At 64.4% G+C, this 14,368-nt stretch carries 13 protein-coding genes; 12 read left to right on the forward strand and 1 reads right to left on the reverse strand.

The window, feature by feature from the left end; all coding sequences use genetic code 11:
- The first annotated feature begins 11 nt into the window (after window positions 1-11).
- From EN859_RS08885 to EN859_RS08930, 10 genes are all read left to right on the forward strand, one after another.
- Entirely contained in the window at window positions 12-203 is a 192-nt protein-coding gene (locus tag EN859_RS08885) for a 4-oxalocrotonate tautomerase family protein (RefSeq protein WP_127852984.1), read from the forward strand.
- Window positions 204-211: 8 nt separating this feature from the next.
- The gene (locus EN859_RS08890; protein ID WP_245525510.1) at window positions 212-1,096 is read left to right on the forward strand and encodes an SMP-30/gluconolactonase/LRE family protein; all 885 of its coding nucleotides are present in this window, start codon (window positions 212-214) and stop codon (window positions 1,094-1,096) included.
- A gap of 97 nt (window positions 1,097-1,193) precedes the next feature.
- Window positions 1,194-2,207 (forward strand): ABC transporter substrate-binding protein, encoded by a 1,014-nt coding sequence (locus EN859_RS08895; protein ID WP_127852986.1) that lies wholly within the window; start codon window positions 1,194-1,196, stop codon window positions 2,205-2,207.
- 36 nt (window positions 2,208-2,243) lie between these two features.
- Entirely contained in the window at window positions 2,244-3,707 is a 1,464-nt protein-coding gene (locus tag EN859_RS08900; protein ID WP_127852987.1) for a sugar ABC transporter ATP-binding protein, read from the forward strand.
- A gap of 1 nt (window position 3,708) precedes the next feature.
- Window positions 3,709-4,689, forward strand: coding sequence for an ABC transporter permease (locus tag EN859_RS08905; protein ID WP_127852988.1), 981 nt, complete (start codon window positions 3,709-3,711; stop codon window positions 4,687-4,689).
- A gap of 3 nt (window positions 4,690-4,692) precedes the next feature.
- Window positions 4,693-5,640, forward strand: a complete 948-nt coding sequence (locus tag EN859_RS08910; protein ID WP_127852989.1) for an ABC transporter permease — start codon at window positions 4,693-4,695, stop codon at window positions 5,638-5,640.
- Window positions 5,641-5,778: 138 nt separating this feature from the next.
- Window positions 5,779-6,810 (forward strand): BMP family protein, encoded by a 1,032-nt coding sequence (locus EN859_RS08915; RefSeq protein ID WP_127852990.1) that lies wholly within the window; start codon window positions 5,779-5,781, stop codon window positions 6,808-6,810.
- A gap of 262 nt (window positions 6,811-7,072) precedes the next feature.
- Complete coding sequence (locus EN859_RS08920) at window positions 7,073-8,584, forward strand: ABC transporter ATP-binding protein (RefSeq protein WP_127852991.1); 1,512 nt, start codon at window positions 7,073-7,075, stop codon at window positions 8,582-8,584.
- Window positions 8,584-9,639, forward strand: coding sequence for an ABC transporter permease (locus EN859_RS08925; RefSeq protein ID WP_127852992.1), 1,056 nt, complete (start codon window positions 8,584-8,586; stop codon window positions 9,637-9,639). The genes EN859_RS08920 and EN859_RS08925 overlap by 1 nt, the downstream gene beginning before the upstream one ends.
- Window positions 9,636-10,580, forward strand: a complete 945-nt coding sequence (locus tag EN859_RS08930) for an ABC transporter permease (protein WP_127852993.1) — start codon at window positions 9,636-9,638, stop codon at window positions 10,578-10,580. Before EN859_RS08925 ends, EN859_RS08930 begins: the two co-directional genes overlap by 4 nt.
- 14 nt (window positions 10,581-10,594) lie before the next feature.
- Here the strand turns inward: EN859_RS08930 and EN859_RS08935 are convergent, their stop codons facing one another.
- Entirely contained in the window at window positions 10,595-11,362 is a 768-nt protein-coding gene (locus EN859_RS08935; protein WP_127852994.1) for an SDR family oxidoreductase, read from the reverse strand.
- 583 nt (window positions 11,363-11,945) lie between these two features.
- Here EN859_RS08935 and EN859_RS08945 point away from each other — a divergent pair.
- Both EN859_RS08945 and exbB read left to right on the forward strand, forming a co-directional pair.
- Window positions 11,946-12,884, forward strand: coding sequence for an LLM class flavin-dependent oxidoreductase (locus EN859_RS08945; protein WP_127852996.1), 939 nt, complete (start codon window positions 11,946-11,948; stop codon window positions 12,882-12,884).
- Window positions 12,885-13,424: 540 nt separating this feature from the next.
- A complete protein-coding gene (exbB, locus tag EN859_RS08950) occupies window positions 13,425-14,357 on the forward strand; it encodes a tonB-system energizer ExbB (RefSeq protein ID WP_127852997.1) in 933 nt (310 codons plus the stop codon).
- Window positions 14,358-14,368 lie beyond the last annotated feature (11 nt).

Raw genomic sequence — 14,368 nt, forward strand, 5'->3', positions numbered from 1 at the left:
GGAAAGCGCTCATGCCGTTCGTCAACATACGGGTTCTCGAAGGCCATTCGCAAAAGCGCAAGAACGAGATCTCGCGCCGCGTCACCGAGGCGATCAGCGAGATCGCCGAGCTGCCGATGGACGCCATCTGGGTGGTGATCGAAGACGTAGCGGCCAGCGACTGGTTCGTCGCCGGCAAGCCCGTCGGCGAGCCTAAGGGCTAGTAATGTCGATGCCGGCGAGAGCTCGCCATTCCGGCTTCGGCGACGTCGTCGGAAATGCCACCTTGGAAAAACTGGCGGGCGGTTTCGGCTTCGTCGAAGGGCCGGTATGGCACCCCTATGAGAAGTGGCTGGTGTTCAGCGACATTTCGGAAAACCGCATGTATCGGCGGCGACCTTCGGGCGAAGTCGAGCTGTTCCGGGAGCCGAGCCACAAGGCCAACGGCAATACGCTCGATCGCCAGGGACGGCTGGTCACCTGTGAGCATGCGACGAGCCGGGTTACGCGCGCCGAGCCGAACGGCACCACGACGGTTCTTGCCACCCATCACGGCAACAGGCAGCTCAACAGCCCGAACGATATCGTCGTTGCCACCGGTGGGTCGATCTATTTCACCGACCCGAGCTTCGGCCGGATGGAATTTTACGGCGTGCCGCGGGCGCAGGAGCTGTCATTCCAGGGCATCTACCGGATCGATGCCGACGGCGCCCGAGTGACGCTGCTAGCTGATGACTTCGTGCAGCCGAACGGCCTCTGCTTCTCGCTGGACGAGTCGCGCCTGTTCATCAACGACACCGAGCAAGGGCACATCAGGGTGTTTGGCGTCGAGGCGAATGGCGATCTGAATGGCGGCGCCGTGTGGGCGGTGGTCGAAGGCGAGGAACCGGGATCGCCTGATGGCATGAAGATCGACAGCCGCGGCAATGTCTATTGCACCGGTCCGGGCGGCATCCATGTTTTTGACGCATCGGGCGACATTTTGGGCGTCATCCGGACACCGGAATACTGTGCGAACTTCACATTCGGCGACGACGATCTGAAGAGCCTTTACATCGCCGCGTCGAGATCGCTGTACCGGCTCAGGGTGCGCGTGCCGGGATTGAGACTGTTTTGAGTCCGAGGCCATTCATGCTCAAATCAGGATTGGAGGTAGGCCGGCGTCAAAACCGGCGAGAATTGTAGCAGTCGACAACACCAGGGAGGACTATGACATGAAGAAGATACTCATCTTAAGCGCCCTTGCGGCGATGCTCGCGTCGGGCACCGCACTTGCCGATACCAGCGGCAAGAAGATCGCCTTCTCCAACAATTATGCCGGCAATTCGTGGCGGCAGGCGATGCTGAACAGCTACGGCATCGTCACCAAGAAGGCGGTCGAAGACAAGGTGGTCGCGGCAGCCGACGTCTTCACGACTGCCGACAAGGAAGTTCCGACCCAGGCAGCGCAGGTGCAGAACCTGATCCTGCAGGGCTACGATGCCATCGTCATCAACGCCGCCTCGCCGGACGCGCTCAACGGTGCCATCAAGCAGGCTTGCGATGCGGGCATCACCGTCGTTTCATTCGACGGCATCGTCACCGAACCCTGCGCCTACCGCGTCGTGGTCGATTTCAAGGACATGGGCAAGCAGGAAGTCGAGCAGATGGCCAAGTTCCAGCCCAAGGGCGGCAACCTGCTGGAGATCCGCGGCCTTGCCGGCACGTCGATCGACGATGCCATCCATGCCGGCATCCTGGAGGGCGTCGCCGCCCATCCCGAATTCAAGATCGTCGGCTCGGTCACCGGCGACTGGGACCAGACGACGGCGCAGAAGGCGGTGGCGACGATCCTGCCGTCGCTGCCGGAAGTCGTCGGCATCGTCGACCAGGGCGGTGACGGCTACGGCGCGGCGCAGGCCTTCGCGGCCGCCGGCAAGCCGCGTCCGACCATCATCATGGGCAACCGCCAGGACGAGTTGCAATGGTGGAAGGAACAGAAGGAGAAGGACGGCTACCAGACCTGGTCGGCTTCCATTGCGCCCGGCGTGTCGTCGCTTGCCTTCTGGGTGGCGCAGCAGGTGCTCGACGGTCGCAAAGACATTCCGCACGATCTGCTGGTGCCGTACCTCGCCTTCACCCAGGATGATTTCGAGGCGGCGCTGCCGAACATTCCCAAGGGCGGTGTCGCCAGCCACGAATACACGCAGGAAGATGCCATCGCGGCCATCAAAGCCAACATCAAGTGATGTGGCACGATCGGTGCCAACCGGATATCGTGGAGTATGGCTGGAGATAGCGCAGACATCGTCAGGCTGGACGGCGCCGAAAAGCATTTCGGCGCCGTCCGCGCGCTCGACGGCGTCGATTTCCACGTCGGTGCCGGCGAGTGCGTCGGCCTTGTCGGTCACAATGGCGCGGGTAAATCGACACTCATGCATATGGTGGCGGGCACGCTGGTGCCCGACAGCGGGCAGATCGCAGTGCGCGGCGGCATCGAGCACAATTATTCGGTGCCGCGTGCGCAGCAGCTCGGCATACGCTGCGTGTTCCAGGAACTGTCGCTGTGCCCGAACCTCAGCGTCGCCGAAAACACGCGCATCAACCATCCAGCGCTGCGCGGGCTCGGTTGGCGGCGCAAGGCCGCCGATCTCATCGCCGCCAAACTCGACGAGATCTTTCCGGACCACAGCATCTCGGCTTCCGATATTGCCGGCGACCTCTCCATCGGCAGGCGGCAGACGGTCGAGGTGGCGCGCGCCTTCACGGTGACGCAGGATCCGCTCGAGCTGGTCATCCTCGACGAGCCGACCTCCTCGCTCGATGCGCATACGGCCGGCCAGTTGCTGGCCTTCGTCCGCCGCTTCGTCGCCGCTGGCGGAAGCTGCATCCTGATCTCGCATGTGCTGGGCGAGGTGCTGCAAAATGCCGACCGCATCGTGGTCATGCGCGACGGCAAGGTCGTCGCGGCCGATGCGGCGAAGGCTTTCGATCGCGACAGGCTGGTCACCACGATGGGTGGTGCGGAAGCGCGTGAGAAGATCGCGGCCGAAATCGCGAAACGAGAGGCCGGCCCCTTGCGGGTCCGGGCTCGTCCGGCGCGGCAAGAGGACGGCAAGCAGCTTGTCGCGAATGCGGGTGAGATCATCGGACTTGCCGGACTTGCCGGACATGGACAGACCGACCTGCTGCTGGCGATCTTCGCCGCGGCTTCGCGCGCCAAGGCTGGCATCGAGGTCACCGCGCCGGTGGCGCTGGTCGCCGGCGACCGCCAAGCGGACGGGATTTTCCCGCAGTGGTCGATCGCCGAGAATATCGGCATCCGCTCGCTGGCGCGATTGCGCAACGGTCTCTTGATCTCGCCGCAGCGCGAAGCCGAACTCGCCGAATTCTGGCGGGGGAAAATCGGCATCCGCACGCCCGACCTGAACAACAACATCTTCTCGCTGTCCGGCGGCAACCAGCAGAAGACCTTGTTTGCCCGCGCGCTCGGCTCCGACGCGAAGATTGTGCTGATGGACGATCCGATGCGCGGCGTCGATATCGGCACCAAGCTCGAGGTCTACGATCTCGTGCGCGAAGAGGCTCGCAACGGCCGCACCTTCCTCTGGTACACCACGGAAACCGAAGAGCTCGACAATTGCGACCACATCTACGTGTTCAAGAACGGCCGGATTGTCGCCAATCTTCGTCGCGACGAACTGACAGAGGAAAAGATCATCCAGTCCTCGTTCGGCGACGCGGCCTGAGATGACAGCGGCGTCCGTCGAGAACGGCCTCAGGAGTTCCTCTACCCGCCGCGCCGCGGCGCGGGCGCGCATGCTGCGCAGCCTGTTGCCGGCACTGTCACTGGCGCTGGTGCTGATGGCGATCGCCTGGCTCAACCCGCGCGCCATCAGCTATTTCGGCTTCAGCCTGATGCTCAACCTGGCGATCCCGATCGCTTTGGCGACGATCGCGCAGATGTTCGTCATCTCCGGCAACGAGCTCGACCTGTCGATCGGCACCTTCGTCGGTTTCGTCGGTTGCGTCACGGCGACATGGCTGAAGGATGCGCCGCTGCTCGGCGTCGCGGTCCTCGCCGGATCGATCGGCGTCTACGCGCTGCTCGGCGCTCTGATCCATCTGCGCAACCTGCCATCAATCGTGGTGACGCTCGGCATGAGCTTCGTCTGGCAGGGCCTGGCCATCCTTATCCTGCCCAAGCCCGGCGGCAAGGCGCCGGACTGGCTGCTGTCGATCATGGCTTTCAAGCCGCCTCTCATTCCGTTCCCGATCATCGCGGCGCTGCTGATCGCCGCGGTCGTCCATTTCGGCCTGATGCGCACCTCCTACGGCGTGATCTTGCGCGGGTCGGGCGGCAATGCCGCAGCCCTCGAGCGCGCCGGCTGGTCGCTGCTCAGGACCAAGATCGTGCTGTTTGCGCTGACCGGCCTGTTCGGCGTGCTGTCCGGCATGGCCCTGATCGGCATCACCACCTCGGCCGATGCCAATATCGGCAATGGCTACACGCTGCTGTCGATCGCCGGCGTCATCCTCGGCGGCGGCGAATTCGTCGGCGGGCGGGTGTCGCCGATTGGCGCGGTGATCGGAGCGCTGACGCTGGCGCTCGCCGCCTCACCGCTGCTGACCTTCATGCACATTCCGCCCGATTGGCAGGTGGCGGCCAATGGCGCCATCCTTATCATCGTGCTGGCGGCTCGGGTGCTGATCAGCCGCAGGGAGAGATGAGCAATGACCTCGCTGCGGATGCTGCTAACCAAACCGTGGATCTGGTCGTTCCTCGGCGCGCTGCTTGTGTGGCTGGCGACAATCGCCTTCACCGGCGGCTACGGCGGCGGCGGCATGATCACCGCGGCGCTGTCGCTCGCCGTGTTCACTGTCATCGTCGGGGTCGGGCAGATGTTCGTCATCACGCTCGGGCCGGGCAATGTCGACCTGTCGCTGCCGGCCAATATCGGTCTCGCCAGCGCGGTGGCCATGAAGGTCATGGACGGCAATGATTCGATGATCGCCGTCGGGCTACTGGCGGCGCTCGCCTGCGGCATGGCGATCGGTGCCGCCAACTATCTGCTGATCTGGGCTCTGCGCATTCCGCCGATCATTGCCACGCTGTCGGCCAGCTTCATCATCCAGTCGATCGACATCAGCTACGGGCGCGGCCTGCAGATCAAGCCGCCGCCGGGCTTCGCCGATTTCGCCAATTGGCAGATTCTTGGCATTCCGGTGCTGGCGATGCTCACCGTGCTGTTCACCATCGGCGCCGCCATCGCGCTGCAGCGCATGATCTATGGCCGCTCGGTGCTGGCAATCGGCCAGAACATCCGTGCCGCCTGGCTGGCAGGCGTCAATGTCGGCCGCATCCGCTTTTTCACCTACACGCTATGCGGCGCGCTCGGCGGCATCGACGGGGCGCTGCTTGCCGGCTATTTCCGCGGCGCCAATGTCGATATCGGCAACGAGTACCTTTTGGCCTCGATCGCCGTCGTCGTCATCGGCGGCACCTCGGTTGCGGGCGGCAAGGCCAATGTGCCTGGAGTTTGGGGCGCGGCGCTGTTCCTGGTGCTGCTGCTCACCATGCTCAACACCTTCGGCGTCAGCGTCGGCGTGCGCCTGGTGCTGACCGGGCTGATCATCGTCGGCGTCATCACCGCCGCCGGCGGCCAGAAGGCGCTGCGCTGAGGCGACTGCCAAGGCGACATTTCTTTTGCCGTCAAATTTGACCACGTGGACAAAAGCCAGGCGCCGTTCCATAGTTCCGTTGCTGATATTCCAGAGAACAAAGCCGGCTCGACACGGCGCCAATCAGAGGGGCATGCAATGGAAAACGGGAAGAGCAAAATCCAATCGAAACGCGAAGGGCTTTCGCGGCGCAATGTGCTGGAGCTGGGCGCGTTCGGCCTGGCGGCAGCCTTGCTGCCGGGCAGTGCCTTCGCCAAGGACAAGAAGCTGAAGGTGGCGGCGATCTTCGCCACACCGATCGAGGAGCCATGGGACAACCAGATCCATGTCGCCCTGCAGAAGGCCGAGAAGGAACTCGGCATCGCGTACAAATGGTCGGAGAAGGTTCAGACTGCTGATTTCAGCCGCGTCATGCGCGAATATGCGCAAGGCGGCTACCAGCTGGTGCTGGGCGATGCCTTCGCGGCAGAACGTGAATCCCGCCGCACGGCCAAGCAGTTCCCGAAGACAGCCTTTCTGTTCGGCTCCGGCGCTGGGCCGGCCGAGCCGAATTTCGGTGTCTTCGACAACTGGATCCATGAGCCAGCTTATCTCTCCGGCATGATTGCCGGAAAGATGTCGAAATCAGGCACGATCGGCGCGGTCGCGGCGATGGGCATTCCGGAAGTGAACCGGCTGGTCAACGCCTTCTTTGCCGGCGCCAAGGAAGTCAATCCGAACATCAAGAAGAAGGTCGCCTTCATCGGTTCCTTCTTCGACCCGCCGAAGGCAAAGGAGGCGGCTGTCGCCCAGATCGACGCCGGCGCGGATGTGATTTATGCCGAGCGCTTCGGCGTCATCGAGGCGGCGGCGGAAAAGAAGATCCTCGCCATCTCCAACATGTCCGACCAGGCGAGCCTCGGCCCCGACACGGTGATCACGGGGCCGGTGTGGGACATGTATCCGACGGTCGAGCAGGCGATCAAGCTGGTCAAGGCCGGCGTCTTCACGGCGCAGGACTATGGCGATTTCTCGCGCATGGCCAAGGGCGGGTCGTATCTCGCGCCCTACCACAAGTTCGACAAGACCCTGCCTGCCGAGGTCAAGGAGATGGTCGAAAAGAAAAAGGCCGAAATCCTCGACGGCAATTTCCGCGTCGATGTCGACGAGAACACGCCAGTATCGGACTAAAGACTCTGTCTCGGGGTCTGGTGCTTGTCCCACCCCCTCTGTCCTGCCGGACATCTCCCCCTCAAGGGGGGAGATTGGCAGCTTCGCCGGCGGTACTGCTCTTCGATGTGGAAATTGGCGAAAGCAGAAGTGACATCCGATCTCCCCCTTGAGGGTGAGATGCCAAGTTTTGGCAAAGAGGGTAGGCCAGAGGGGGCGCAGCGCATTCCCACAGGTCAAAGCTGAATCGTAAAGCCAATTCCGATCGGGAGCACCCTTGCCCTTGTCCGCCCCTCTCATTGAAATGCGCGGCATCTCCAAGAGCTTCGGCGCCGTGAAGGCGAACGAGGCCGTGGACCTGAGCGTCGCGCCGGGCGAGATCCTCGGGCTGCTCGGCGAAAACGGCGCCGGCAAGACGACGCTGATGAACGTGCTGTTTGGCGCTTATGCGCCCGACGCCGGCGAGATCCTGGTCCAGGGCAAGCCAGTGACGATCAACAGCTCGGCCGATGCGCTTGCCGCCGGCATCGGCATGGTGCACCAGCATTTTCATCTGGCGCCGCGGCTTTCGGTGCTGGAAAACCTGCTCATCGGCATATCAGGGAGATCAGGCCGGATCGACCGCGCCGGCGGGCTGGCACGGCTCGGCGAGATCGGCCGCCAGCACGGGCTCACCCTCGATCCGGACCTTCCGGTCTCGGCATTGTCGGTCGGCGAGCAGCAGCGGCTCGAAATCGTCAAGGCGCTGTTTCGCGGCGCAAGGCTGCTGATCCTCGATGAGCCAACGGCGGTGCTGGCGCCAACCGAGGTCGATGGGCTGTTTGCCGCGCTGCGCTCGATGTCAGCCCAGGGGCTCGGCATCATTTTCATCTCGCACAAGCTCAACGAGGTCAGGGCGCTGACCCATCGCTGCGTGGTGCTGCGACATGGGCGCGTCGCCGGCCGCGTCGATGCTCCCGCCAGCACCACATCATCCGAGATGGCGCGGCTGATGTGCGGCCACGAGATCGTGCCGCCGGCCAGGGGGCCATCGACGCCGGGTGCGGCGGTGCTGACGCTGGAGGGTATCTCGACCTCCGGCCACGCCGGCACGCCGCTGCGCGATGTATCGCTCTTTGTCCGCGCGGGCGAGATTCTCGGCATTGCCGGTGTTTCGGGCAATGGCCAGCGGGCGCTTGCGGACGTGATCTCCGGCGTGCGCGCCGCCGATGCCGGCCAGATGACGATAGCCGGCAAAATGGTTTCGCGGTTTTCGCCGCGCGAAGTGCAGGCGCTCGGTCTCGGTCGCATTCCGGAAGACCGCATGACGACCGGGCTGGTCACCAATTTGCCGCTCGCCGATTCAATGGTGCTGCCGCGCATCGGCACGGGCGCGTTCAGCCGCAACGGCCTGCTCAAGCCGGACGCGATCCGCGCTTTCGCTGAGGCGCAGATCAAGGCCTATGACATACGCTGCCCCGGACCGATGACGCGCGCCGGCGCGCTGTCCGGCGGCAATCTGCAAAAGGCGCTGCTGGCGCGCGAGCTTGCCTTCGATCCCAAGGTGCTGATCGTTTCGCAGCCGACACGCGGCCTCGATATCGGCGCCGCGCGCTTCATCCACGAAAAGTTCCTCGACATGCGGACGAAAGGCTGCGGCATCATCGTCATCGGCGAGGATCTCGAAGAGTTGCTGATGCTCTCGGATCGCATCGCGGTGATGTATGAGGGACGCATCGCCGGCACGCTGGCCAGCGCCGACGCCACTGTGGCTCGACTCGGCCTGATGATGACCGGGGCGGAGGGGACCGCCTGATGTTCCGCCTCGAGGCCCGCACCAGCACGCCTGCCTGGTTCAACCTCGCCCTGCCGCTGCTGGCGATCGGGGCAACGCTGGTGCTGTGCAGCGGCCTCATCGCGCTGGCCGGCGCTGGCGTCATCGAGGCCTATGGCGTGATGTTTTCGGCGTCATTGGGCGATAGCTACGCCATCACCGAGACACTGGTGCGCGCCGCGCCGATGATCTTCACCGGGCTTGCCGTGGCGGTCGCCTTCCGCGCCAAATTCTGGAACATCGGCGCTGAGGGGCAATTGCTGGCCGGTGCGGTGGCGAGCTGTGCTGTCGGCGCCATCCCGATGCCGGGCCCGCTCGCCATGTTTTTGATGGCGGTGGCGGGTGCGGGTGCTGGAGCGGCGGTGGCCCTCATCCCCGCGACGCTGCGGGTGAAATTCAAGGTCGACGACGTGGTCAGCTCGCTGCTGCTCAACTCGGTCATCTTCTATGCGCTGATGGCGCTGATCGAGGGACCGTGGAAGGACAGTTTCAGCGGCTATCCGATCTCGCCGCCGATCGAGGAATCCGCGAATTTCCCGGTGTTGCTCGAAGGCACGCGGCTGCATCTCGGCGTTTTGGCGGCACTGATCGCCGCACCCTTGATCTGGTTCCTGATCGTGCGCACGACGCTCGGCTTCAGGATCAGGGTCACCGGCGAAAACCCCGAAGCCGCGCGCTATGGCGGCATCCATGTCGAGCGGGTGCTGATCTCGACGGCGCTGCTGTCCGGTGCACTCGCCGGCCTTGCCGGCGTCGGCGAGGTCGGCGGCGTGCACTTCCAGGTGATGAGCGATATCTCGCCGGGCTATGGTTATTCCGGCATCGTCGTCGCCATGCTGGCGCGACTCAACCCGCTCGGCGTGGTGCCGGCGGCGATCTTTCTTGCCGCCGTCATGACCGGTGCCGAGGCGATGTCGCGGGCGACCGGTGTCCCTGCCTTCCTCAGCGAGGTCATCCAAGGCACGGCGCTGCTCGCCATGCTGGTGGCGCTGCTGTTCACCGCCTATCGCATTCGCCGGGTCGGGGCAGCTAGATGAGCGTGGTGCTGGAACAGATCTTTCAGGTAGGCTTCCTGGCGGCGATCATCCGCATCGCCACGCCTTTGGCCTTCGCGACGCTGGGTGAGATGTTCTCCGAGCGGGCCGGCGTGCTCAATCTCGGCATCGAAGGCATCATGCTGCTCTCGGCGATGACCGGCTTCACGGCGACCAGCCTCAGCGGCAGCCTGTGGCTTGGCGTCCTCGTCGCCGTGCTGACCGGCGCGTTGATGGGCGCCCTGCATGCGCTGTTCACAGTGGCGCTCGGCCTCAGCCAGCATGTCTGTGGCATCGGCGTGACGCTGTTCTGCTCCGGCCTTGCCTATTTCCTCTACCGGCTGATCTTCGGCCAGCAATCGGTGCCGCCGAACATCAAGGGGTTCGAGACGCTGCCGATCCCGATTCTGTCCGACATCCCGGTGCTCGGGCCGGCGGTGTTCAACCAGTTTTCGCTGGTTTATATGGCGATGCTGGCCATTCCCTTGGCCGCTTTCGTGCTCTACCGCACGCCGTGGGGCCTGTCTGTGCGCATGGTCGGGGAAAATCCGCGCGCCGCCGACTCAGCCGGCGTCGGCGTCATCGCGACGCGCTTCCAGGCGGTGGTCCTCGGCGGCGCCTTGATGGGGCTGGCCGGCGCCTTCCTGTCGATGGCGCAGTTCAACGCCTTTACCTTCGGCGTCGTCTCGGGGCGTGGCTGGGTGGCGATCGCGCTCGTCGTCTTCGGCCGCTGGGATCCCTGGCGTTCGGCAGGCGCGGCACTTTTGTTCGCCTTCGTCGATGCCTTGCAACTGCGCATGCAGGCAAGCGGACTCGGCCACATCCCCTACGAGGCGTTCCTGATGCTGCCTTTCGTCTTCACCATCGTCGCCATGGCGGTGATGTCGCGCAGCGCCGTCGCACCCTCGGCGCTGCTCAAGCCGTTCCGCCGGGAAGAACGGTGATCGCCACTCCCTTCTCACATCGCGGTAAAGCCGTTGTCGACGAACAGATGCGCGCCGTTGACGAAGCTGGAGTCGTCGCTGGCCAGGAACAGCGCCGCCTTCGCCACTTCCTCTGGCTCGCCGATGCGTCCTTGTTGCGCGGCCATCGCCGCGTCGGAGACGTCGACGCCGAGTTTTCCGAGATCGGCGACCTCGCGCAGGCCGTGCGGCGTCTTGATGAAGCCGGGACAGACCGCATTGCAGCGGATGTTGCGGTCACGGAACTCGACGGCGATGGCACGCGCGAACATGTGGCAAGCGCCCTTGGTGGTGTCGTAGAGCACTTCCATCGGCGTCGCCGCTACCGCCGAGATCGATGAGGTGCAGACGATCGAACCGCCGCCGGCGGCGATCATGCCGGGCAGCACGGCGCGCGTCATCAGGAACATCGAGCGCACATTGACGGCATGCAGCCATTCCCATTCCTGAAGCGTGGTTTCCAGGAAGGGTTTGATGACGATGGTGCCGGCGTGGTTGAACAGCGTGGTGACCGGGCCGAATTTCTCGGTCGCCCCTTTCACTGCGGCCTCGACCTGCGCTTCATCCGACACATCTGCAACCCAGTGCTCGGCGGCATGGCCGCGTGCCCGGATCGCCGCCGCGGTGGCGGCTGCGGCCTCGCCGTTGCGATCGATGATCGCCACCCTGGCGCCTTCGGCGGCGAAAAGTTTCGAGGCCGCTCCGCCCATTCCCGTCGCTCCGCCCGAAATTATGGCGACCTTGCCGGCCAGTCTTCCGCCCATGTTTTTGCTCCCTGTTCTTGTGACGTCGCGTTGTTCGCCCAAGCGGCAATGCTATCCCTCATGCACGGGGTGGCCAAGCGCGTCGCCGGCGTTCCCGCCATCGTGGCAATGGTCTCGAAAACGCTTGCGCTAAGCAGCAAAAAACCAATTTGCCCTCCGGCTGGAGAAAATCCTTCCAAGAACCGCTCGAAAATAGCAATCGACAAAGTCTACTGATTTTATAGATTAATCCCGAGATGGAGGTCGATATGTCCTATTTCCAGAATGCTCGGACTGACCGCAGAGGCCAAAGGCTTGATACTAACCAGACCTGGCGGCCGGCCTATGCAGGCGCCTTCGCCTATCTCGTTTTTGCCCTTGCGTTTGCGTTCACCGGGGCGGTCGTTGTGGGCCTTATCCCCTGATGATTGGGGCCCTGATTCATGCGGTCCTGATTCGTGGGGTCCTGATTCATGGGGCCAGCCCTCAGTTATCGGGTCGTGACTGATCAGGACAACGGCCCGTCAGGCAATCGGAGTTGAATGAACCGAACGCTGGTGTGCTTTTGCGCTCCTGTGCTCCCAACGTGATGGAGGAGATGGCAATGCCGATCGAGTTCACGCATGTTCCTGGTAAAATTCACCCTGCCGACGCCGGCTTTTTCTACGATTTCGTCGAGACAGCGACAAAGCTGTCGCTGATTGGGGACGCCGGATTCCGGAAGATCGTCGTCGACGACCAGGCCGGGCTGCTGACCAACATGGATATCGCTGCCCAGGCGCTGGACCGCACCTCGTCCCTGGAGGTGGTCCTGACGCATTGGGCAGGCGTGATCGAGCCGACGGTCGCGGCGCGGCAGCTGGCGGCCCTCGACGCAAAAAGCGGCGGGCGGCTGTCGCTCAGGATGCTCAGCGAGCCGCTTAGCGACGACGATGCCGAGACACGTCCGGCCGGCCATACCGCCGTCTGGCAGCGCATCGACGAATATCTTGTGCTGCTGAAGCGGCTGTGGTCGAACGACAGGCCTTTCGACCACGAAGGCGCCTTCTACAGCATCAAAGACGGCTATGTGCCGCGCAAGGGTCCGCACGGTGCCGACGTGACCATCCGCATGGGCGGACAGTCCGGGACGGCGCTCAAGGTCGCCGGGCGGCATGCCGACATCTTTGAATTGACGCCGGGTTCGCTCGACGAGATCCGGCAGATGATGCAGCGGGTGCGCAGCGCCGCCGCCGAACACGGCCGCGCCGGCAAGCTGCGCTTCGCGCTTCCCGTCCGGATCCGTCCTGAGCACAACGCTTCCGGCCACAAGTCGGTCGACGTTTCCGGGCCGCCGGCGCAGATCGCGCTGTCGCTGTTCCCTTACGCCGGGCTGGGGATTCACGAGTTCATGATTGCCGGCGTCGACAGGCCGCGTGAGATCGCGACCGCCGGCCGCGAAACGATCGCACTGCTGCGCAATTCGCTGGCGCGGCGCGAGGCCGACGTGCCGCAACCCGGAGCGTTTGCGCCCCGCACGGTCCGGGAAGCCCGCGCCCGCTGAAACGCTCGGGATCGGGTGGCCGGCTTAGTGCATTCGCCACGACTGCAACCGTAACCGACGACCGGCCCAAAGGCGCTCTCGATGCATTCCTGGACGTTGATCGGGCGCGATTGATCGCATCCTGCGCTAGGGCGTGGCCCAGCCGAGCGGTGCCGGCTGCGATGCCGTTGCGATCAGCACATGCCGACGGACTGCTCCGGCATCTTTGTTCATTCCGCGACCAGCGCCAACCTCATTTCGGGAGGCCCGTCGTTTCCGAATTGTGCCGCAGCGCCGGTGCCGCGACATATTGTTGACTCAAAAAGTCATCTTCAATGTTGACTAGTAAAGTCATGTTTCATAGTCAACCGGTCATTGGCTGCCGGGACCCGGTTCCGGAAACATGCAACCCGAGCAGCAGAGAGGCCAGGACCGTGGCTGGAGTTCAGACGGCCTTCCGTCTCGAAGCCGTGCGCCTTCGGCGTCGAGATGGGGGTGTTTGCGCATCCCCCTCACCGACCAGCCGATCGGTTACGTGCAATGATGAAGCGAGGACGAAGCTTGTCCAGAAATGGTTTGTTGGCGGCGCTGGCCGCATCACTCGTCCTGTCGGCCAGCGTCGCCGCGGCGCAGCAACAGCCGTCAGGCGCTGCCCCGGCGGTCGAGACACCGGCTCCCGCGCAGGCTGCGCAAACCGCGCAAACCGCGCCAGGGGGGTCAACTGTGCCACCGGCGGGCGGCGCACCCACGCCGGCCGAACCCGGCCCGTCGAGCGCGATATCGCTGACCCTGCCGCGCGATCTGTCGCCGTGGGGCATGTTCATGGCTGCCGACATCGTCGTGAAAGGGGTGATGATCGGGCTGGCCTTTGCGTCCCTGGTCACCTGGACGATATGGCTTGCCAAGTCGCTGGAGATCCTTGGCGGCAAGTTGCGTGCGCGCCGGGCCGCGCGCGCGATCGGCAACGCCGCCACGCTGACGCAGGCCGGACGCCAACTTGGCCACAATGGCGGCCCTGGCGCCCTGCTGGTGCGGGCGGCCGAGGAAGAGACCGCACTTTCCGCTGGCGCGCTCGACCATGTGTCCGGCGACGGCTTGAAGGAACGCGTCACCTCGCGGCTGTCGCGCATCGAGGCGGCGGCGGCGCGGCGCATGTCGCGCGGTACCGGCGTGCTGGCGACGATCGGCTCTACCGCGCCTTTCGTCGGCCTGTTCGGTACCGTCTGGGGCATCATGAACGCCTTCATCGGCATTTCGCAGGCGCAGACCACCAATCTCGCGGTCGTCGCTCCTGGCATCGCCGAGGCCTTGCTCGCCACTGCGATGGGTCTTGTCGCGGCGATCCCGGCGGTGGTCATCTACAACGTCTTCGCACGATCGATAGCCGGCTATCGGCAGGTCCTGGCCGATGCATCGGCGGGCGTCGAACGGCTGGTCAGCCGCGATCTGGATTTCCGCACCGTTCCAACGGCCACCGCCATGGCGGCGCAATGACGGAGCAACGC

The sequence above is a fragment of the Mesorhizobium sp. M00.F.Ca.ET.216.01.1.1 genome (assembly GCF_004010325.2).
GTDB lineage: Bacteria > Pseudomonadota > Alphaproteobacteria > Rhizobiales > Rhizobiaceae > Mesorhizobium.